Genomic DNA, 18,058 nt, shown 5'->3' on the forward strand with positions numbered 1-18,058 from the left:
AGCCGTGTCCCTTCTTGGTGCGCTTGCGCAGGGTGAAGCCGTCGGCGGAGAGCTGGGAGAGGGTGTAGTCGCCCCAGTGGGGGATGTACTGGAGGCGGGTGGTGACGCGCTGGTCCCAGGTGGCGGGGTCGGGCAGCTTCTCCCCCGCGAACTGGGCCGCCTGGACGGCCGCGCCCGGATCGCGGCGCAGCCCCGTGATGCCCTGGACGGCTTCCCGGATCATGCCGGTGTCCTCGCCGCCGATGCGGATGTGCCGGTCGTACGCGGCGTCGCGAAGGGGGACGGTGAAGCGGACGCCTAGCCCGCGGATGAAGTCGCCGGAGGCCTTGCCGGGTTCCTGCGTCCCGTCGAACGTGATCGTGTGCACCATGCGGAACGAGTCGGCGCCCGCGTAGAAGTAGAGCCGGACCGAGAAGGGCAGCCAGCTGCGGTTTCCCTTGCGGTGCTTGCCGTCGATGCGGACGACGGCGCGGACGGGCCCGTCCTGCTCGACCTTCGTCTCCTCGATGACACTCTCGAACCGCTCGTACTTCTGGGCGCCTTGGTCGCCGTCCTCGATCTCGCCCTGGCGCAGCAGGACGAGCCGGCCGTCCTTGGCGATCTCGGTGGAGCCGCGGGTGACGGTCTTGACGAGGGTCGAGCCGCTCTTGCCGAGTTTGGCGACGATGACGCCGGTGTCGACGGTGACGGTGCCGCCCTTGGTCGACACGCTCACCTTCTTCTCGGGCGCGGCGGCGTTCCCGGCGGTCAGGGTGAGCTTTCCGGCACCGGCGCCGGGTCCGACGGCGTGGGCGGTCCACTTCAGCGAGCCGTCCGGCCACTGCGCCAACGGCCAGGTCTGTACGGGTACGTGCTTGCCGTCGGCGTCCGTCAGCGCGAACTCCTGGCCCTTCTCGTACGCGCCCTTGGGCCAGGGCACGCCGACGGTGGAGCCGGGAGCGGCGCCGAGTCCGCCGTCCTCCAGCCAGCCGAGGGTGACGGGCTCGGCCTCGGCGGCGGGGGCGCCCGGCGCGGCCTGCGCCTCCTTGCTGCCGAGGGCCCAGCTGAACTGGGCGGCGGCCCCGGCGACGGCGGCGGCCTTGAGGAGGGATCTGCGGGGAATGGGAGACATCGTCGTACCTTTCCGTGCATGCCAAAGGTGCTGTACGAGAAGGGAGTTGAGGTGTCCTGCGGGGCCGGGCCCTCAGCGGGCGCGTTCCTCCACGGCGACGGCCGCGGCGGCGAGGATGCCGAGGACGGGGACGGCGAGCGGGGCGAGGAATCCGGCGCACAGGATGACGATCGCGAGGCCGCACACGAGGAGGAGGGACCCGGCGGGCGCCCGGACGGTGCGCCGGGCGGCGGCCGCGAGCAGCGGCCGCCAGCGCGCTCCGGGCTCCCAGACGGCGGCGGCACGCAACACGGTGACCGCTGCGGCGAGCAGAGCGAACACCCCCACTGCTGCCGCGAGTTGGCCGCCGGGGAGTCCGGAGCGCGCGACCCGCAGGTCGATCCAGACGGCCGTACAGGCGGCGATCCCTGCGAGGCCGACGAGCCATCCGCGCCGGGCCGCGATCCGCAGGTCGGCCACGAACTCGCGCCATCCGCCGAGGTGTTGACCCAGGTGGCGGCGCAGATGCCGGGAGCCCGCCGCGAACGCCGCGGGCGCGGTGACGACGGGCACGGACGCGAGCGCGATCCATACGCCGGTCAGCAGGCACTCGGCGAAAACGCCGAACCCGACGCGCCGCCGGGACTCCACCGGTGGCGCGCTCATCCCTTGAGTCCCGAGGTCGCCATGCCGTCGATCAGGTAGCGCTGGAAGGCGAGGAAGAAGGCGATGACGGGGATCAGCGCCACCATCGACATGGCGATCATGCCGCCGTAGTTGGAGATGCCCTCCTGGTCGCGGAACATCATCAGGCCGAGCGAAACGGTGTATTTGGAGGGGCTGTTGAGGTAGATCAGCGGCCCCATGAAGTCGTTCCAGGCGTTGATGAAGGTGAAGATGGCGCTGGTGATGATCGCGGGCCGGCTCAGCGGCAGCACGATGGACCAGTACGTGCGCAGGTGCCCGCAGCCGTCGAGCTTGGCCGCCTCGTCCAGTTCCTTGGGCAGTCCGCGCATGAACTGCACCATGAGGAAGACGAAGAACGCCTCGGTGGCGAGGAACTTGCCCGCGACGAGCGGGACGAGCGTGTCGATGTAGCCGAGGTTGCGGAAGAGCACGTACTGCGGGATGAGCAGCACGTGGTATGGCAGCAGCAGTGTGCCGATCATCAGCGTGAAGAGCAGGTTCCGTCCGGCGAACCGGATCTTGGCGAAGGCGTACGCGGTGAGCGAGCTGGAGAGCACGACGCCGACCACGGCGAGGACCGAGTACATCAGCGAGTTGGTGAAGAAACTGCTGATCGAAATACCGGAGATGCCGTCGGCGAGGCCGGAGAAGTTCGACCAGATCGGCTTGACGGGGAGCAGGTCGAGGCTGCCGACGATGTCCTTGCTGGGTTTGACGGAGGCCCCGACCACCCAGATCACGGGGTAGAGGACGACGGCGAGCACGACGAGCGCGCCCACGTGCCAGACGACGGATCCGGTACGCCGCCGCTCGCTCGGGGTGCGGACGACAGGGCTGGTGGCGCTGGTCACTTGGCGGCCTCCGTGTTGTCGTCGTAATGCACCCATTTCTTCTGCGACCAGAACAGAACGGCGGTGACGAGTGCGACCGCGATCACGAGCGTCCAGGCCATCGCGGAGGCGAAGCCCATCTGGGACTCCTTGAAGCCCTTTTGGTAGAGGTAACAGGTGTAGACGAGCGTGGCGTCGGCCGGTCCGCAGCGGGTGTCGGAGACGACGTAGGCGGAGCCGAACACCTGGAAGGCGTGGATCGATTCGAGCAGGACGTTGAAGAAGAGGACCGGGGAGATCATCGGCAGGGTGATGTTCCAGAACCGGCGCAGCGGTCCCGCCCCGTCGACCTCGGCGGCCTCGTACAGCTCCCGGGGCACCTGCTTGAGGCCGGCCAGGAAGATGACCATGGGCGCGCCGAACTGCCAGATGGAGAGGGCGACCAGGGCGTACAGGACGTAGTCCGGGTTCCCGATCCAGCCGCCCCAGTCCAGGCCGAAGATCTTCTGCGTCCGGTCCACGACGGCGTCGTCCGAGAAGAGGGCCCGCCATACGAAGCCCACGGAGACGCTGGCGCCGATGAGGGAGGGCAGGTAGAACGCGGCGCGGTACAGGGCCTGGCCGCGGCGGCTCTGGGCGAGCAGCAGGGCGACGCCGAGTGCGAGCAGCAGTTTCAGGGGCGTGGCGACGACGACGTATTTGAGCGTGACCTGGACCGACTTCTGCCAGCGCGGGTCCTGGAACATCGTCGTGAAGTTGTCGAGGCCCACCCACTGCGGCGGGGTGAAGAGGTTGTAGCTGGTGAAGGCGTAGTACAGCGAGGCGATCATGGGTCCGGCGGTGAGCAGCAGGAACCCGGCGAGCCACGGCGACATGAAGAGGTAGCCGACGAGGGTCTCGCGGCGCCGCCCGCGGCGCCCGGGGGCGGGGGCGGCGGACCGCCCCGTCCCGAGGGCCGCGGGGGCTTCCTTGACGAGCGTCATGACGTACGTCCCCTCAGCCCGCGAACGCGGCCTTGGCCTCGCCGAAGAACTGCTTGGCTGCGGCGGCCGGCTTGTTCTTGCCCTGGGCGACCTCGCCCCCGATGCGCAGGAACGCGGCCTCGATGACGTCGGCCCCTGACGGGTGCGGGGTGATCTTGCCGAGCACGCCGGCCGCGGAGACCTCGTCCTCGTAGGCCGCGACGCCCTTGTTGTTGGCGTCGGCCGGCTTGTACGCGTCGTACTGCTCGGTGGTGGCGAGGATGCCGCGGTCGTAGCCCATGATCTTGCCGACCTCGGGGTCGTGGACCATGAAGTCGATGAACTGGGCGACTTCCTTGGGGTGCTTGGTGCCGGTGAAGGCGCTGAGCATCAGGGAGCCGAGGTACTGGCCGGTGTCCTTGCCGTCGGTGGTGGGGATCGGCGCGAGCCCGTAGTCGGATTCGCCCTCGCCCTCGTAGCGGATCGAGAAGTTGTCCCAGGTGAATTCGGACGCGGCGAGCCCGGCCGAAAGCCCGGACTTCGGCTTGACCTGCTCGATCTTCTTCGGGTCGGCGACGAGGCCGGACTTCACACGCTTGTACCCGTCGTTCCACCACTGCGTCAGATCGGCTTCGGTGAAACCGAGTTCGGTGTCGGTGAAGAAGGCCTTGCCGTTCTGACGGAGATACAGGTCGTAGAGGTACATGATGCTGAAGTAGCCGGTGTCGCCCGCGATCTTCTGGGTGTCCTGGATCTTTTGGAGCGCGTCGAAGTAGTCGTCCCAGGTCCAGCCCATCTTCGGGGCGATGCCCGCCTTTTTGAAGACTTTGAGGTCGACGACGAGCGACATGGTGTTGGCGCCGACGGGTACGCCGAGCTGTTTGTCCTCGACCTGACCGGCCGTCAATACGCCGTTGCGGAAGTTCTTGAGATTCAGATTCCCGGCGTCCGCCTGGGACTTGAGATCCATCAGGACGCCACGCTTGTCGTACTTGCGCAGAAAGGCAACCGAATTCTGGAAAACGTCCGGCGGATTTCCGCCGGAGGCCTGGGTCTGGAACTTCTCCCAGAACGACTCGTAGTCAGTGAATTCGGGCTTGATCTTGATCTTCGGGTACTTCTTCTCGAAGAGCGCGATCGTCTTCTTGATCGCGATCGTCCGCGGCTCCCCGCCCCACCACGCGTACCGAAGGGTCACCGGGCCGTCCCCCGAGCCGCTTCCGCCGCCGCAGCCGGCCGCCGTCAGACCGAGCGCCGCGAGCGACCCTCCGGTGACCTTCAGCAGGCCACGCCGGTCAAGATCCCTGTTCGTAGGCACAGTTCGCCCCTCCACCCTGCGCATTGAATCGTTTTAGGTAAGCGCTTGCCGGGCAAAGGTAGAGACGGGGCGCAGGCGCGTCAACGGTTCGGGCAAGAATCGCGTCGAAGCGCTTCGAACGAGCAGCTCACAGCGGCATCCGGGCCGAGATACCGAACGCGGGAACGCCGAAGGCCCCGGAGACTCGATGTCTCCGGGGCCTTCGGTCCGGGTGGGCGATACTGGGTTCGAACCAGTGACCTCTTCGGTGTGAACGAAGCGCTCTCCCACTGAGCTAATCGCCCGGGCGCAGGAAGAACATTACCCCATGTCAGAGGGGTCTCCGACCACCCGCACCACCCGGCTCACTGCTTGATCTTCCAGGGCATCTCGAGCCCGAACTTCCAGACGTACACCCCGACCAGTACGGCGATGATCACCAGGCCGACCGTGGTCAGGATGATGTTCCGCCGCCGCACCCTGGGGTCGAGGGCGCGCTGCGTGGCCTCCGTGACCTTCCGCTTCGTCCAGCGCAGCACCAATTGGGCCCAGACGAACTCGGTCGCCCAGATCGCCATGCCGCCGAAGATCACCAGCCAGCCGGGACCCGGCAGCGGCAGCATCACGATGCCCGCGCCCACCACCGCGAGCCCCACGATGAAGACGCCGACCTGCCAGCTCAGATGCAGCGCCTTGCGCTCCTGGATGAATCCCGGCGCCCGCGAACCCAGCGGCTTCGCCCCGGATGTGTCCTCATCGGCACCGGCGACCGCACCGGCCGCCTCGTCACTCCCCGTATTCATGGCACCAAACCTACCGGACTCATTCGCGTCACCGGAATGGCCGTTACCCACCAGATAAGACTCGGCCGTACGAGCTACGTAAAGGCGCCCAAAACACTCAGAGGGGTTTACAACGGCACCGTAGGTGGCATGTCGATTTCGCCGACGTGCGAATCCCCGAGCGCACACTGAGCGAAAGGCCCTGGCGCTTATGAACACCACGGTCAGCTGCGAGCTGCACCTGCGCCTCGTTGTGTCGAGCGAGTCCTCACTGCCTGTACCCGCAGGACTGCGGTATGACACGGCCGATCCGTATGCCGTGCACGCCACCTTCCATACCGGAGCCGAGGAGACGGTCGAGTGGGTTTTCGCCCGCGATCTCCTCGCCGAAGGCCTTCACCGGCCGACCGGCACCGGCGACGTCCGAGTCTGGCCGTCCCGCAGCCACGGTCAGGGCGTCGTCTGTATCGCCCTGAGCTCCCCGGAGGGCGAGGCTCTGCTCGAGGCCCCGGCGCGGGCCCTCGAGTCCTTCCTGAAGCGGACGGACGCCGCCGTGCCCCCAGGCACGGAGCATCGTCACTTCGATCTCGATCAGGAGCTCTCGCACATCCTCGCGGAAAGTTAACCGCGCGGGAGGCCCACGCCGGCAGCCGGTCGGCGTGAGCGGAGCGGGAACGCCTCGCGCCTGTCCACTCGGGGAGACGGCGCGGTTCAACAAGTGCAGGAACAATCGCATAGGGCAGACACCGGCGTCGCCGCCGTGGGACTTTCCACGGAGGCGGCGCTGTTGCGTGCGGGCGACTCCCCCGGCCCGGAAGGGCGCTAGGGTCTGTCTGCATCGGCGGGCGCAGGCCCGACCCCCCAGGCCAGGGAGCGAATCGTGCTGATCACCCACGACACCCGGTGCGCGCTCGACACCGTGGTCGATCTGGTGAACACCGCGCCGGACAGCCATGAGGGCTCCCGGGAGACCGACGGCCTCGCGACGGTGGCGGCACTGGCCGAATTCGTAGGAGAGCACGACATCAGCGATGTCGGTGTGCTCGCGGAGCGTGACCTCGGCATGGTCCACGCGATCCGCGCGAAGTTCGCACAGGTGTTCGCAGCACCGGATCCGCACAGCGCGGCGACGGTGATCAACGATCTGGTCGCGGCGGCCGGCACCACACCGCGCCTCACCGACCACGACGGCTACGACTGGCACGTCCACTACTTCGCGCCCGGCGCGTCCGTCGCCGACCACCTGGCGGCCGACTGCGGAATGGCCCTGGCGTTCTTCGTCGTCGCCGGGGAGCAGGAGCGGCTGCGGCGCTGCGAGGCGCCGGACTGCCGGTACGCGTTCGTGGATCTGTCCCGCAACCGCTCGCGCCGCTACTGCTCCAGCCGCACCTGCGGGAACAGACTGCATGTGGCCGCCTACCGGGCGCGCCGCAAGGAAGCCGCGGGCTGAGCCCGCCCCGGGAGTGGCGGGACCCGCGCTCCCTCACAGCAGCAGCAGGTCGTGCAGCGCGGCCATCAGGAAGAGACAGCCGATCACTCCCAGGAAGATCATCAGCGGTGGCTGGGAGAGCGCGAAGAGGCAGCCTCGCTGCTTGTCGGAAGGTGCGGGTGTGGGCGGCGCGGGCTCGCCGGTCGGCGCCTGCCCCTGGTCGGCGTCCAGCTGGTCGGGCAGCTGCGGTGTGTCGAGCATCTCGCTGTGATGATGTCGCGGCTCACGACCGCCGCTTGCCCAACGCACGCTTTCAAGGCGGTAGTTCGCCAGATTACGTGACTTTCACCCGGGCACCTGCGCGAAGAAATCGGCACTGGTCGTACGTGCGTCCAGTCGTCCGGGACCTTCGCCGCGGGGATGGCCGCGTCAGATGCCGTGCTTCTTCAGAATCGCCTCGATGTCGCTGAAGTCGTCGGCCGCGCCGGCCTTCTGCTTCGACTGCGGCTGCGGTTGCGGCTGGGCGACCGGCGCGGGGCGCGCGCCCTGGCCGAGCGAGGGCGCCGAGGCGGCCGGGGCCACGGCCTCGCGGCGCGCGGCCTTCGCCGCCGCCCTGCGTTCCTTACGGGTGCCGCCGCCGCGCCGCTCCACCGCGCGGGTCCCCAGGAACATCAGCCAGGCCACGCCCAGCACACCGAAACCGGCCCACGCGGTCGGGCTGAACGCGGTGTCCGCGACCCAGCCGACGGCGCCGGTCATCACCAGGCCCAGCGGGACCAGGGAGTAGGCGGCCGTGCGGGCGGCCGCGAGGAACCGCTTGCGGTAGGCGGTGACCGCGGCGATGCCCAGGCCCGCCACGGACACGGCGGAGCAGACGGTCTCGGCAATCATCCGGTCCTCCTGGGCTCGGGCGGTTCGGTCGTGGACGCGGCGTTCCGTCCCCTTCCATCCTGCACCGCCGGGGCTGTCCGGGGCCACGGCCCCGGCGGACCTCAGGGAGATCTCGGGGTCGCCTCTCCTCCGCAGGTCCAGGTTGGGGGTGGTGACCCGGCCTGGGAGACTGGCCCCATGAACGCCCCGAACCCGATTCTTGACGTGTGGTGCGAGCTGCAGTGCCCCGACTGCCGCTCGGCCCTGGACGACGTACGCGCGCTGCGCGAGCGCTACGGCGACCGCCTCGAGCTGCGGCTGCGGCACTTCCCGCTGGAGAAGCACAAGCACGCCTTCGCCGGTGCGCAGGCCGCCGAGGAGGCCTTCGAGCAGGGCAAGGGGTGGGCCTACGTCGAGGAGGTGCTCGGCCGGGCCGAGGAGTTCGACCGCGCGGGCGAGCCGTTCCTGATCGAGGTGGCGCGTGAACTCGGCCTGGACGCCGAGGAGTTCGACACCGCACTGATCGACGGCCGGCACATCCTGATCGTCGACGCCGACCAGGCCGAGGGCAAGGCGATCGGGGTGACGGGCACGCCCACGTACGTCATCGGCGGCGAGCGTCTCGACGGCGGCAAGAGCCAGGACGGGCTGCGTGCCCGCATCGAGGAGATCGCCGACCGTCTCCTCGCCGAGCAGCCGTGACGGGGGCGGGGCCCGCCCCCGTCAGAGCAGTTGCTTGTACAGGTGGTGCTGGGTCGGTTCGTAGCCGAGCGACTCGTACAGGCGCAGCGCGGCGGTGTTGCCCGCGAACACGTTGAGGCCGATCCGGGTGGCGCCCGCCGCGATCGAGTCGGCCTCGGCCAGCAGCATCAGGGAGCGCCCGTGGCCCCGGCCCCGGTGGCCGGGCGCCACCTCCACGTCGTAGACGTACGCGCCGTCGGAGCGCTGGGCCAGCCACAGGGTGCCGACCTTCTCCCCGTCGTGCTCCAGGACGCTGAGCAGGACGTCCGGGGTTGCGATGCCCTCGGGCAGCAGGGCGGCGTGGTCGCGCTCGGCCTTCGCGCGGGCCTCCTGCGGTGTGGCACCGCGCTCGACCACGGTGTGCGCGTACCGCTCCTCGGCCTGCGCCAGCCACGGCCCGAACTCCGCCTCCGTCATCCGGCGCCCGCCGCTGCCCCCGGGGAGCGGCGGCGGCAGTTCGGGGAGCGTCTTCGCCATGTTCCGGTTGCGCTCCACGTAACCGAGCGCGGCGGCGAGCCGGAGCACCTCCTGCCGGCCCGCGGGGACCGTCGTCTCGATGCGGCGGCAGTTCCAGGAGCGGGCCACCTCTTCGGCGGCGAGGGCGGCGACGGTGCCGCGGCCGCGCCCCCGGTCCGGCTCGTCGACGCGCAGGTCCAGGACCTGGGCGACGGCCGGGCCGAACACGGGGTGCGTGGCGAGGTGGAGCGTGCCGACGGGACGGCTGTTCACACACACCGCGTAGTGACGCGAGCGTGACCCGTCGGCCGTGCGCTGAAGCGGCTCGGTCGGCCGCAGAGTCGTGGTCATCACGAGTGTTCTACCCGCCCGTACACCGCGGACCACAGCGCTTTTACGGGGCCGGGCGGTCCGTACGCCCACGGGCCCGGGCGGTCCGGCTGGTCCGTAGGTCTTCGGGCCCGGCTGGTCCGTAGGTCTTACGGGCCCGGCTGACCCGTAGGTCGTACGGGTTCGTAGGTCTTACGGGCCCGGGCGGTCCGGCTGGTCCGTAGGTCTTACGGGTCGAGGTGGTCCGCGGCCCGCTCGTCCCAGATGCTCATCGCCTTCGCCGTGACCGGGCCGGGCGCGTCCGGCAGATCGCGGTCGTCGATCCGGTGCACGGCCTGGATGTCGCGCAGCGTCGAGGTCAGGAACACCTCGTCGGCGTCGGCGAGCACGGACAGCGGCAGATCCGTCTCCTTCGCGCCGGTCCACTCGACGGCGAGGGCGCGCGTGATGCCCGCCAGGCAGCCGGAGGCGACCGGCGGGGTGTGGATCTCCCCGTCCAGGACGACGAAGACGTTCGAGCCCGTGCCCTCGCACAGCCGGCCCAGCGTGTTCGCGAACAGCGCTTCGGACGCGCCGAATTCCCGGGCGCGGGCCAGCGCCACGACGTTCTCCGCGTACGAGGTGGTCTTCAGGCCCGCGAGGGCACCGCGCTCGTTCCGCGTCCAGGGCACGGTGATCACCGCGGTGGAGTCGGGGCGGCGGGTCACCTCGCCGAGCGCGACCACGAGCGTGGTGCCGGCCTCGCCGCGGTCGGAGCCGAGCGGGGAGAGCCCGCCGGTGTACGTGATGCGCAGGCGGCCCAGGGCCATCGGGTTGGCCTCGACGACGGCGGCACAGGCGCGGCGCACCTCGTCGAGGTCGGGCTCGGGCAGCCCGAGCCCGCGTGCGGAACGGGCCAGCCGGTCGAGGTGGCGGGTGAGTGCGAACGGCTTGCCGCCGAGCGTCTTCACGGTCTCGAAGATGCCGTCGCCCACGGTGAGCCCGTGATCGAAGACGGAGACGCGCGCCTCCTCGGTGTCCCGCAGCCTGCCGTCGAGCCAGATCTTCACGTGAGGTCCTTCCGCCTTGTCCGGTTGTCCGGGCCTTTTTCCCCGGGCTTCCCCGGAACTACGAACCGCTCGTGTGCCCGTCGTACCCCTCCGACGCTACCGCCAGCAGCCGCGAGGCCTTCAGCTCGGTCTCCCGCCACTCCCCCTCGGGGTCGGAGCCCCAGGTGATCCCGGCGCCGGTCCCGAAGCGCAGGACCGCACCCGCGTCGCCCCGCTCGATCCAGAACGTCCGGATGCCGACGGCCAGTTCCCCGGTTCCGCGGTCCGCGTCGACCCAGCCGATGCCGCCGCAGTACGGGCCGCGCGGCGCCGTCTCCAGTGCGTCGATGATGCGCAGCGCGCTGGATTTGGGTGCCCCGGTCACGGACCCGGGCGGGAAGGTGGCGTCGAGCAGCTCGGCCCAGCCGGCCCCCTCGCGCAGTTCGCCGCGTACGAGCGACACCAGGTGGACGAGCCCGGGGTGCTTCTCGACGACGCACAGGTCGGGGACGGTCATGGTGCCGGGCGCGCAGACGCGACCCAGGTCGTTGCGGACCAGGTCCACGATCATGACGTTCTCGGTGTGGTCCTTCTCCAGGAGGTCCGCCTCGGTGCGGCCGGTGCCCTTGATGGGCCCGGATTCGACGAGGGCGCCCTCGCGGCGCAGGAACAGCTCGGGCGAGGCCGTCGCGATCTCCACGCCGTGGCCGGGCAGCCGGATCGTGCCCGCGTACGGGGCCGGGTTGCCGCGGGCCAGGAGAGCGGTGAGGGAGTCGACGTCCGCGCCGTCCGGCACCGGCGCGGACAGCACGCGGCAGAGGTTGGCCTGATAGACCTCGCCGGTCGCGATGTGTGCGCGTATGCGTCGTACGCCTTCCGTGTACGCGGCGTGGTCGAGCGACGACGTCCAGTCGTCCGACGCCGGCCCGTGCCAGGCGCCGGGGCGTGGGGCGGGCACCGGCTCCCTGCGGACGTCGCCGAAGCGGGCGCAGATCAGGCGTCCCTCGAAATCGGCGGCCACCGCCCAGAAGCCCGTGGAGTCCAGGGCCGCGGGGTCGCTGGTCACCTCGCGCAGATCGGTGGCGAGGAGTTCGCCGAAGCGAGCGAGCGGAGGGAGGTCGATCACGCCATCGAGTCTATGGCGGGTTACGGGACGGTGACCTGGAGTGGAGGTTTCACCGTCGCTCCGCCGGTCGCACCTCAGCACGCTGCGCAAACGCGTTTTTGTACTGGCCCAGGAATCCGCTAGAGTTCAACACGTCGCCGGGACGCGCAAGCGGAACGGAAAGACACGCGAACGTAGCTCAGTTGGTAGAGCGCAACCTTGCCAAGGTTGAGGTCGCCGGTTCGAACCCGGTCGTTCGCTCGATGTGGGGGATCTTCCCGAACCCCTTCACTCCTGGTGGAGTGGCCGAGAGGCGAGGCAACGGCCTGCAAAGCCGTCTACACGGGTTCAAATCCCGTCTCCACCTCCATGCGCGATTAGCTCAGCGGGAGAGCGCTTCCCTGACACGGAAGAGGTCACTGGTTCAATCCCAGTATCGCGCACTGGATCTTCGGACTCCGGTTCGTATGCCATCCACCCCCGCGCGATTAGCTCAGCGGGAGAGCGCTTCCCTGACACGGAAGAGGTCACTGGTTCAATCCCAGTATCGCGCACGCAGCACTACGCAGTACCCGGCAGTACCCTTCGCGGCGCCTGATAGAGTCTGGCCCGTTCCCGCGCGATTAGCTCAGCGGGAGAGCGCTTCCCTGACACGGAAGAGGTCACTGGTTCAATCCCAGTATCGCGCACCAGCAAGAAGCCCCCGGTTCCCGGACCGGGGGCTTCTTCGTGCCCGGGGGCCTTGGACGCTCAGGACGAGAAGAGCATCCGGCCGAAGCCCTTGTTGTGGTGGCCGTGGTGCCCGTGGTGTCCGCCGTGGTGCGGTGCTCCCCACGCCGGGGCCGGGGCGGCCGGGTACGCCTGCGGGGCCGGCGGCGGCGGGGCCTGCTGCTGCCACTGCGACTCCAGGCGGGTCAGCGACTCCAGCTCGCCGTAGTCGAGGAAGATCCCGCGGCAACCGCTGCACTGCTCGATCTGGACGCCATTGCGGTTGTACGTGTGCATCGGTGCGTGACACTTGGGGCACTGCATGGGTCGGGTCAACTCCTCGCCGTTCGGCACTGCTTCGCCGGAACACTTCCCGGCTTCCTTCCTGCGCAGCCTACTTGGCGGCGGCGGAACCCAACTGGGCCGGTATGCCCGCCATTCGGTCGCAGGCGTCGACGACGGCCACCTCCACCTCGTCGAGCGGACGGCCCGCCTCGGTGGCCTTCGCGACGGCGAGGGCGGCCGTCTGCACGGTCAGGGCGCGGGCGGGGACGTCCAGGGCGGGCCACGGGTCCGCGGCGCTCAGCTGTGGCGCCCCGCCCGCGCTCCGGTACGCGGCGAGGAAGCGGGCCCAGTCGTCGGCGGGGAGCAGGCCGCAGGCGAACCAGGCCGCCGGACGGGCCAGGTCCCAGGCCGGGTCGCCGAGTCCGAGGTCGTCGACGTCGATGAGGAGCCAGGGCCCCGAGCCGGCCCGGCCGCGCACCAGCTGCCCGAGGTGCAGGTCACCATGGCACAGGGCGCGGGCATGGTCGTACGGGGCCTCGGCGCGGGCCCACGGCGGGAGGGTGCGCCACGCCTGCCCGACGGGCCGGGCGGCGGGATGGTCCGGGGCCGCGGCGCGCAGCCTGGCCAGGGCGCGGGCCGCCTTGACCGGGCCCCTCATCGGCGGGAGCCCGGGCGGGAGCCCACGCAGGGGCGTCGCGTGCAGGCGGGCCAGGAGCGCTGCGGCGGCTTCCCAGGGGGCGTTCTCCGGATGGTCCGGGTCGACGGGGGTGCCGTGGGGCCAGAACGTGACGAGACGGCCGTCCAAGGGCGTCGCCGCGTCGCGCAGGGGTGGCAGGAGCACACCGGCGAGTGCGGGGTGGGCCGCCACGGCCAGGCGCAGCCGCAGCTCGGCCGCGTCCGTGTCGGGGGCGTGGGCCTTGGCGACCGTGTCGCCGTGCCGGACGACGGTGCCATCGGGCCGGTCGGCGAGCGTCACCGCGACACAGCCGCCGCACCGGGCCGCCGGCCCCTCGTGCAGCGTGCCGCGGACCGCGATGTGGAAGGCGGAGGCTATGGAGGTGCTCACGCGGGTGAGCGTACGGGGCGGGGCGTGGGTGGGTCTTGGTGTGGGTGGGCCGGGGCGTGGGTGGGTCCGGTTGTGGATGGGCCGGGGGAAAAGCAATGCCGCGTGCAGCTCCCCAGCTGCACGCGGCATTTGTGCCGTCCGCCGCACCCCCGTCCCCACGGGGTTTCCTGGTCGGATGTCCCCGCCCGGACCGCTCATCCGGGCCTGGAGGCGCCGCTCAGCGCCCCAGCATCACGCCCACGGACGACGCTTGTGTGACCACCGCGTCCCAGCCGCCGAAGACGACGACGAGAAGGGCCGCGAGAGGGAGAACCATGGCCGTGGCCACCAACGGGTGCCGGCGGCCGGTCGCGGGGCTGGCAAAAGGCACAGTCCTGCGGGTCCACGTGCTGCGGAACGCTGTCGTCCGCGGTGTCGTGTCCGCCATGGTCCTCTCCCGGTCGAATCCTCAGGTCCCGCCGGACGGCTCCGGAGGGATCGTGAAGTGTGGCAGCGGCGGGTACCTGACCTCGGGGGACGAGTGCTGCACCCGCCGCTTGACCTCAAATCTATGGGCGGCGGCCGGCGGGGACGTCATGCCCTCGTACCGAATGCCGGGCCTCCCGGAGGATGACCGCTCCCCTCCCGCGTACTCCCCTGGGTGGAGACGGCGTCCCGCCTCTCGGGGTGTTCCCCGAAGGGACGGCCGGCCGCAAGGGGGCACGACGGCGCACGGGGTGACTTCTCTCACTTCCGCACCCCCTGCGCGCACCGCGGTCACCGCTCCACGGGCTGTCCGGCCGGACCTCCCCACGTCCCTGCCCGGCGGGTCTCCGGCCCCTGTGACCCTTCCGGTCCGGTCGGCCGGCTCGGGGTCAATCCCCCCTGTGCGCCGGGGGGTTGCTCACCTGCCCCGTATCAAGCCGCCTTGTCCCCGCGGTACCTGACCGACTCTCATGTCTTCCGTCCGGCACAGACAATCGAAATCGGCGTGAGGGCGCGGCCTGAGCACACAGTCGGCCGCGTAAACGTAAGCTGTCGCTCGTCAGACGAGACCGGGCAGCAGCGGGGATGGACATGGCGATGATGCGCCTGAGGCGCGAGGACCCGCGCGTCGTCGGCTCGTTCCGGCTTCACAGACGGCTCGGGGCCGGCGGGATGGGTGTCGTCTACCTCGGCTCCGACCGGCGTGGGCAGCGGGTCGCGCTCAAGGTGATCAGGCCCGACCTGGCGGAGGATCAGGAGTTCCGGTCGCGTTTCGCACGCGAGGTCTCCGCGGCGCGCCGGATCCGCGGCGGCTGCACCGCCCGGCTCGTCGCCGCCGATCTGGAGGCGGACCGGCCGTGGTTCGCGACGCAGTACGTGCCCGGCCCCTCGCTGCACGACAAGGTCGCCGAGGAGGGCCCGCTGGCGGCTTCCGACGTGGCGGCCGTCGGTGCCGCCCTGTCCGAGGGGCTCGTCGCCGTGCACGAGGCCGGGGTCGTGCACCGCGACCTCAAGCCGTCCAACATCCTGCTGTCCCCGAAGGGGCCGCGGATCATCGACTTCGGTATCGCGTGGGCCACCGGCGCCTCGACGCTGACCCATGTCGGGACCGCTGTGGGCTCCCCCGGGTTCCTCGCGCCGGAGCAGGTGCGCGGCGCGGCCGTCACCCCGGCCACCGACGTGTTCTCCCTCGGGGCCACGCTCGCGTACACGGCCACGGGTGACTCGCCCTTCGGGCACGGCAGCTCCGAGGTCATGCTCTATCGCGTGGTCCACGAGGAGGCGCAGCTGCACGGGGTGCCGGACGCGCTCGCGCCGCTGCTGCGCGCCTGCCTCGCCAAGGACCCGGAGGAGCGGCCCAGCACGCTGCAACTGTCGCTGCGGCTCAAGGAGATCGCGGCCCGCGAGGCCCAGGGTCTGGGCGAGGCCCGGCCGCCGGCGCCGCGCTCCGAGACGGACCGGCCGACGGGACGGCTCGCGGAGAGTTACGCGGAGCAGCGCACCCAGCGCAGCACCCAGCGGCGTACGCAGTCGGGCGCGCCCGTGTCGCGCACCGGCAGCGGGCGCACCGGTGGCGGCTCCGGACCGCGCTCGACCACGTCCCGGTCCGGGAACAGGCCCGCTGCGCGCAGTGGCACCGGCCGCCCGGCGCCTCGTACGAACGGGACGGGTGCGGGAAAGAAGCTGCGGCCCGCCAATCCGCGGCTGCTGCGGCAGCGGCTGTTCGTGTTCGTGGTGGTGACGCTGCTCGTGGCGCTGATCATCGCGGTGGCTCAGAGCCTGTGAGACCGGGCCGCGGTCAGAGTTCCGGCCGGCCCGTCGCCACCGCGTAGAACGCGACGGCGGCCGCCGCGCCCACGTTGAGCGAGTCGACGCCGTGGGCCATCGGGATACGGACCCACTCGTCGGCCGCCATCAGGGCCTTGGTCGACAGGCCCTCGCCCTCCGCGCCGAGCAGCAGCGCGACGCGGTCCATGCGGTGCGGGGCGACCTCGTCCAGGGACTTGGCCTTCTCGGCCGGGGTGAGCGCGAGCAGGTTGAAGCCTGCCTCGCGGACGGTCAGCAGAGATTTCGGCCAGGATTCCAGGCGGGCGTAGGGGACGGAGAAGACCGCGCCCATGGAGACCTTCACCGAGCGGCGGTAGAGCGGGTCCGCGCAGTCGGGTGAGAGCAGGACCGCGTCCATGCCGAGCGCCGCCGCCGAACGGAAGATGGCGCCGATGTTGGTGTGGTCGTTGACCGACTCCATGATCACCAGGCGGCGGGCCGTGGTGAGCAGGTCGTCGGCCGTGGGCAGCGGCTTGCGCTGCATGGAGGCGAGGGCGCCGCGGTGCACGTGGTAGCCGGTGACCTGTTCGGCGAGGTCGGGGGCGACCGCGTAGACCGGGGCCGGGACCTCGTCGATGACGTCGCGCATGACGTCGACCCACTTCGCGGAGAGCAGCATCGAGCGCATCTCGTACCCGGCCTGCTTGGCGCGCCGGATGACCTTCTCGCCCTCGGCGATGAACAGGCCCTCGGCCGGTTCCCGCTTGCGGCGCAGCTCGACGTCGGTCAGGCCCGTGTAGTCGCGCAGGCGCGGGTCGTCGGGGTCTTCGATGGTGATGAGACCTTGGGGTTCAGCCACGGGTCGATACTGCCTTGTCCTGGTGGTGGTGCCAACGGTTGAGCACTGTGCTTGTTACCGCTGGTTACGGTTGGGGCTCTCGTGCACCACGGGGCCGATGACGATGACCGCCGGGGGCCTGACGCCCTCCGCGATCACCGTCTCGCCGACCGTCGCGAGCGTGGCGTCGACCCGGCGCTGGGCGGTCGTGGTGCCTTCCTGCACGAGCGCGACCGGGGTGTCGGGGGCCTTGCCGTGCGCGATCAGGGCCTCGGCGATCTTCCCGATCTTGTCGACGCCCATCAGGATCACGAGGGTGCCGGTCAGCTTGGCGAGCGCGGCCCAGTCGACCAGGGAGCGCTCGTCGTCCGGCGCGACATGGCCGCTGACCACGGTGAACTCGTGCGCCACGCCGCGGTGGGTGACCGGGATGCCGGCGGCGCCGGGGACCGAGATCGAGCTGGAGATGCCGGGGACGACGGTGACCGGGATGCCCTCGGCGGCCAGCGCCTGCGCCTCCTCCATGCCCCGGCCGAAGACGAACGGGTCGCCGCCCTTGAGCCGGACGACGGCCTTGCCCTGCTGGGCGTGCTCGATCAGCGCGTTGTTGATCGCCTCCTGCGCCATGAAGCGGCCGTACGGGATCTTCGCGGCGTCGATCACCTCGACGTGCGGCGGGAGTTCGTCGAGCAGGTCGCGCGGGCCCAGGCGGTCGGCGATGACGACGTCGGCCTCGGCGAGGAGGCGGCGGCCGCGCACGGTGATCAGGTCCGGGTCGCCGGGGCCGCCGCCGACCAGGGCGACGCCCGGGGTCCGGGTCCGCTCCGTGCTGACGGTGCCGTCGCGCAGGGCCTCCACGAGGGCGTCGCGGACGGCGGCGGTGCGGCGCGGGTCACGGTCGGCGGCCTCGGTGGACAGGACGGCGATCGTCACGCCCTCGGTACGGCCGGTGGCCGGGGTCCAGGCGGTGGCCGCCTCCGCGTCGTCGGAGCGCACGCACCAGATCCGGGCCGCTTCCGCCTCGGCCGAGGCCTGCTCGTTCGCGGCGCGGTCGCCGGTGGCGATGAGTACGTACCAGGCTCCTTCGAGGTCGCCCTCCTCGTAGCGGCGCCTGACCCAGGTCAGTTCGCCCGCGTCCGCCATGGCTTCCACGGACGGGGTCGCCGAGGGGGAGATCAGGGCGAGGTCCGCGCCGGCCGCGATGAGCGCGGGCAGGCGGCGCTGGGCGACCTGGCCGCCGCCGATGACAACGGTCTTGCGGCCGGTGAGGCGGAGTCCTACCGGGTAGGCGGGGTGCTGTGCGGCGGGCATGGGGCGCTGCT

At 70.9% G+C, this 18,058-nt stretch carries 19 protein-coding genes, 6 tRNA genes and 1 pseudogene; 9 read left to right on the plus strand and 17 right to left on the minus strand.

All coding sequences use genetic code 11. The features are described from left to right. From ABD366_RS14905 to ABD366_RS14935, 7 genes and pseudogenes are all read right to left on the minus strand, one after another. A pseudogene (locus ABD366_RS14905) lies at positions 1-1,111 on the minus strand (exo-rhamnogalacturonan lyase family protein); the annotation flags it as partial. 72 nt (positions 1,112-1,183) lie between these two features. After that, positions 1,184-1,756, minus strand: coding sequence for a hypothetical protein (locus ABD366_RS14910; protein ID WP_324771498.1), 573 nt, complete (start codon positions 1,754-1,756; stop codon positions 1,184-1,186). Further along, complete coding sequence (locus ABD366_RS14915) at positions 1,753-2,628, minus strand: carbohydrate ABC transporter permease (RefSeq protein WP_324771497.1); 876 nt, start codon at positions 2,626-2,628, stop codon at positions 1,753-1,755. Before ABD366_RS14915 ends, ABD366_RS14910 begins: the two co-directional genes overlap by 4 nt. Next, positions 2,625-3,590, minus strand: a complete 966-nt coding sequence (locus ABD366_RS14920; protein ID WP_324771496.1) for a carbohydrate ABC transporter permease — start codon at positions 3,588-3,590, stop codon at positions 2,625-2,627. Before ABD366_RS14920 ends, ABD366_RS14915 begins: the two co-directional genes overlap by 4 nt. Positions 3,591-3,603: 13 nt before the next feature. Next, positions 3,604-4,887, minus strand: a complete 1,284-nt coding sequence (locus tag ABD366_RS14925; RefSeq protein ID WP_324771495.1) for an ABC transporter substrate-binding protein — start codon at positions 4,885-4,887, stop codon at positions 3,604-3,606. A gap of 212 nt (positions 4,888-5,099) precedes the next feature. After that, positions 5,100-5,171: transfer RNA gene (locus ABD366_RS14930), tRNA-Val, on the minus strand. Between the two features lie 60 nt (positions 5,172-5,231). Next, positions 5,232-5,669: a TIGR02611 family protein gene (locus tag ABD366_RS14935; protein ID WP_324771494.1), complete on the minus strand. Its 438-nt coding sequence runs from the start codon at positions 5,667-5,669 to the stop codon at positions 5,232-5,234. 190 nt (positions 5,670-5,859) lie between these two features. Between ABD366_RS14935 and ABD366_RS14940 the strand changes: the two genes are divergently transcribed. Together ABD366_RS14940 and ABD366_RS14945 are read left to right on the plus strand one after the other, a co-directional pair. Further along, positions 5,860-6,273, plus strand: a complete 414-nt coding sequence (locus ABD366_RS14940) for an SsgA family sporulation/cell division regulator (protein ID WP_004002642.1) — start codon at positions 5,860-5,862, stop codon at positions 6,271-6,273. A gap of 255 nt (positions 6,274-6,528) precedes the next feature. Continuing rightward, entirely contained in the window at positions 6,529-7,098 is a 570-nt protein-coding gene (locus ABD366_RS14945; protein WP_324771493.1) for a CGNR zinc finger domain-containing protein, read from the plus strand. Positions 7,099-7,131: 33 nt separating this feature from the next. Here the strand turns inward: ABD366_RS14945 and ABD366_RS14950 are convergent, their stop codons facing one another. Together ABD366_RS14950 and ABD366_RS14955 are read right to left on the minus strand one after the other, a co-directional pair. After that, positions 7,132-7,338, minus strand: coding sequence for a hypothetical protein (locus ABD366_RS14950; RefSeq protein WP_324771492.1), 207 nt, complete (start codon positions 7,336-7,338; stop codon positions 7,132-7,134). A gap of 168 nt (positions 7,339-7,506) precedes the next feature. Beyond that, a complete protein-coding gene (locus tag ABD366_RS14955) occupies positions 7,507-7,968 on the minus strand; it encodes a hypothetical protein (protein WP_324771491.1) in 462 nt (153 codons plus the stop codon). 177 nt (positions 7,969-8,145) lie between these two features. Here ABD366_RS14955 and ABD366_RS14960 point away from each other — a divergent pair, with 177 nt between their 5' ends. Next, positions 8,146-8,649, plus strand: a complete 504-nt coding sequence (locus ABD366_RS14960; protein ID WP_324771490.1) for a DsbA family protein — start codon at positions 8,146-8,148, stop codon at positions 8,647-8,649. Between the two features lie 21 nt (positions 8,650-8,670). Here the strand turns inward: ABD366_RS14960 and ABD366_RS14965 are convergent, their stop codons facing one another. The 3 genes from ABD366_RS14965 to ABD366_RS14975 all read right to left on the minus strand — a co-directional run bounded on the left by ABD366_RS14965 (position 8,671) and on the right by ABD366_RS14975 (position 11,628). Further along, entirely contained in the window at positions 8,671-9,495 is an 825-nt protein-coding gene (locus ABD366_RS14965) for a GNAT family N-acetyltransferase (protein ID WP_324771489.1), read from the minus strand. 206 nt (positions 9,496-9,701) lie between these two features. Further along, positions 9,702-10,523, minus strand: a complete 822-nt coding sequence (locus ABD366_RS14970) for an aminotransferase class IV (RefSeq protein WP_324771488.1) — start codon at positions 10,521-10,523, stop codon at positions 9,702-9,704. Positions 10,524-10,581: 58 nt separating this feature from the next. Continuing rightward, positions 10,582-11,628, minus strand: a complete 1,047-nt coding sequence (locus ABD366_RS14975) for a chorismate-binding protein (protein ID WP_324771487.1) — start codon at positions 11,626-11,628, stop codon at positions 10,582-10,584. A 167-nt stretch (positions 11,629-11,795) separates the two neighbouring features. Here ABD366_RS14975 and ABD366_RS14980 point away from each other — a divergent pair. The 5 genes from ABD366_RS14980 (at position 11,796) to ABD366_RS15000 (ending at position 12,299) form a co-directional block, all read left to right on the plus strand. Next, positions 11,796-11,868 (plus strand) — tRNA-Gly (locus ABD366_RS14980). Positions 11,869-11,903: 35 nt separating this feature from the next. Then, positions 11,904-11,977, plus strand: a tRNA-Cys gene (locus ABD366_RS14985). 1 nt (position 11,978) lies between these two features. Beyond that, a tRNA-Val gene (locus ABD366_RS14990) sits at positions 11,979-12,050 on the plus strand. Between the two features lie 39 nt (positions 12,051-12,089). After that, positions 12,090-12,161: transfer RNA gene (locus ABD366_RS14995), tRNA-Val, on the plus strand. A gap of 63 nt (positions 12,162-12,224) precedes the next feature. After that, positions 12,225-12,299: transfer RNA gene (locus ABD366_RS15000), tRNA-Val, on the plus strand. Positions 12,300-12,357: 58 nt separating this feature from the next. Here the strand turns inward: ABD366_RS15000 and ABD366_RS15005 are convergent. The 3 genes from ABD366_RS15005 to ABD366_RS15015 form a co-directional block, all read right to left on the minus strand. Further along, positions 12,358-12,639 (minus strand): TFIIB-type zinc ribbon-containing protein, encoded by a 282-nt coding sequence (locus ABD366_RS15005; RefSeq protein WP_324771486.1) that lies wholly within the window; start codon positions 12,637-12,639, stop codon positions 12,358-12,360. A gap of 70 nt (positions 12,640-12,709) precedes the next feature. Then, positions 12,710-13,666, minus strand: a complete 957-nt coding sequence (locus ABD366_RS15010; protein WP_324771485.1) for a phosphotransferase family protein — start codon at positions 13,664-13,666, stop codon at positions 12,710-12,712. A gap of 217 nt (positions 13,667-13,883) precedes the next feature. Next, positions 13,884-14,093: a hypothetical protein gene (locus tag ABD366_RS15015; protein ID WP_324771484.1), complete on the minus strand. Its 210-nt coding sequence runs from the start codon at positions 14,091-14,093 to the stop codon at positions 13,884-13,886. Positions 14,094-14,716: 623 nt separating this feature from the next. Between ABD366_RS15015 and ABD366_RS15020 the strand changes: the two genes are divergently transcribed. Beyond that, entirely contained in the window at positions 14,717-15,916 is a 1,200-nt protein-coding gene (locus ABD366_RS15020; RefSeq protein ID WP_324771483.1) for a serine/threonine-protein kinase, read from the plus strand. Positions 15,917-15,929: 13 nt separating this feature from the next. Here ABD366_RS15020 and ABD366_RS15025 read toward each other — a convergent pair whose 3' ends face one another. Then, the gene (locus ABD366_RS15025) at positions 15,930-16,757 is read right to left on the minus strand and encodes a TrmH family RNA methyltransferase (protein WP_324771482.1); all 828 of its coding nucleotides are present in this window, start codon (positions 16,755-16,757) and stop codon (positions 15,930-15,932) included. A gap of 54 nt (positions 16,758-16,811) precedes the next feature. Continuing rightward, positions 16,812-18,047, minus strand: coding sequence for a uroporphyrinogen-III C-methyltransferase (gene cobA, locus ABD366_RS15030; protein WP_324771481.1), 1,236 nt, complete (start codon positions 18,045-18,047; stop codon positions 16,812-16,814). Positions 18,048-18,058 lie beyond the last annotated feature (11 nt).

The sequence above is a fragment of the Streptomyces kunmingensis genome (assembly GCF_039533535.1).
In the GTDB taxonomy this organism is placed as follows: Bacteria; Actinomycetota; Actinomycetes; order Streptomycetales; family Streptomycetaceae; genus Streptomyces; species Streptomyces kunmingensis.

Bases quoted from the DNA above. Each gene is read 5' to 3' on its own strand.
- ABD366_RS14960 (WP_324771490.1), top strand. From the start codon at position 8,146: ATGAACGCCCCGAACCCGATTCTTGACGTGTGGTGCGAGCTGCAGTGC.
- cobA (WP_324771481.1), bottom strand. From the start codon at position 18,047: ATGCCCGCCGCACAGCACCCCGCCTACCCGGTAGGACTCCGCCTCACC.
- ABD366_RS15015 (WP_324771484.1), bottom strand. From the start codon at position 14,093: ATGGCGGACACGACACCGCGGACGACAGCGTTCCGCAGCACGTGGACC.
- ABD366_RS14955 (WP_324771491.1), bottom strand. From the start codon at position 7,968: ATGATTGCCGAGACCGTCTGCTCCGCCGTGTCCGTGGCGGGCCTGGGC.
- ABD366_RS14950 (WP_324771492.1), bottom strand. From the start codon at position 7,338: ATGCTCGACACACCGCAGCTGCCCGACCAGCTGGACGCCGACCAGGGG.
- ABD366_RS14965 (WP_324771489.1), bottom strand. From the start codon at position 9,495: ATGACCACGACTCTGCGGCCGACCGAGCCGCTTCAGCGCACGGCCGAC.
- ABD366_RS14910 (WP_324771498.1), bottom strand. From the start codon at position 1,756: ATGAGCGCGCCACCGGTGGAGTCCCGGCGGCGCGTCGGGTTCGGCGTT.
- ABD366_RS15005 (WP_324771486.1), bottom strand. From the start codon at position 12,639: ATGCAGTGCCCCAAGTGTCACGCACCGATGCACACGTACAACCGCAAT.
- ABD366_RS15020 (WP_324771483.1), top strand. From the start codon at position 14,717: ATGGACATGGCGATGATGCGCCTGAGGCGCGAGGACCCGCGCGTCGTC.
- ABD366_RS14935 (WP_324771494.1), bottom strand. From the start codon at position 5,669: ATGAATACGGGGAGTGACGAGGCGGCCGGTGCGGTCGCCGGTGCCGAT.
- ABD366_RS14940 (WP_004002642.1), top strand. From the start codon at position 5,860: ATGAACACCACGGTCAGCTGCGAGCTGCACCTGCGCCTCGTTGTGTCG.
- ABD366_RS14920 (WP_324771496.1), bottom strand. From the start codon at position 3,590: ATGACGCTCGTCAAGGAAGCCCCCGCGGCCCTCGGGACGGGGCGGTCC.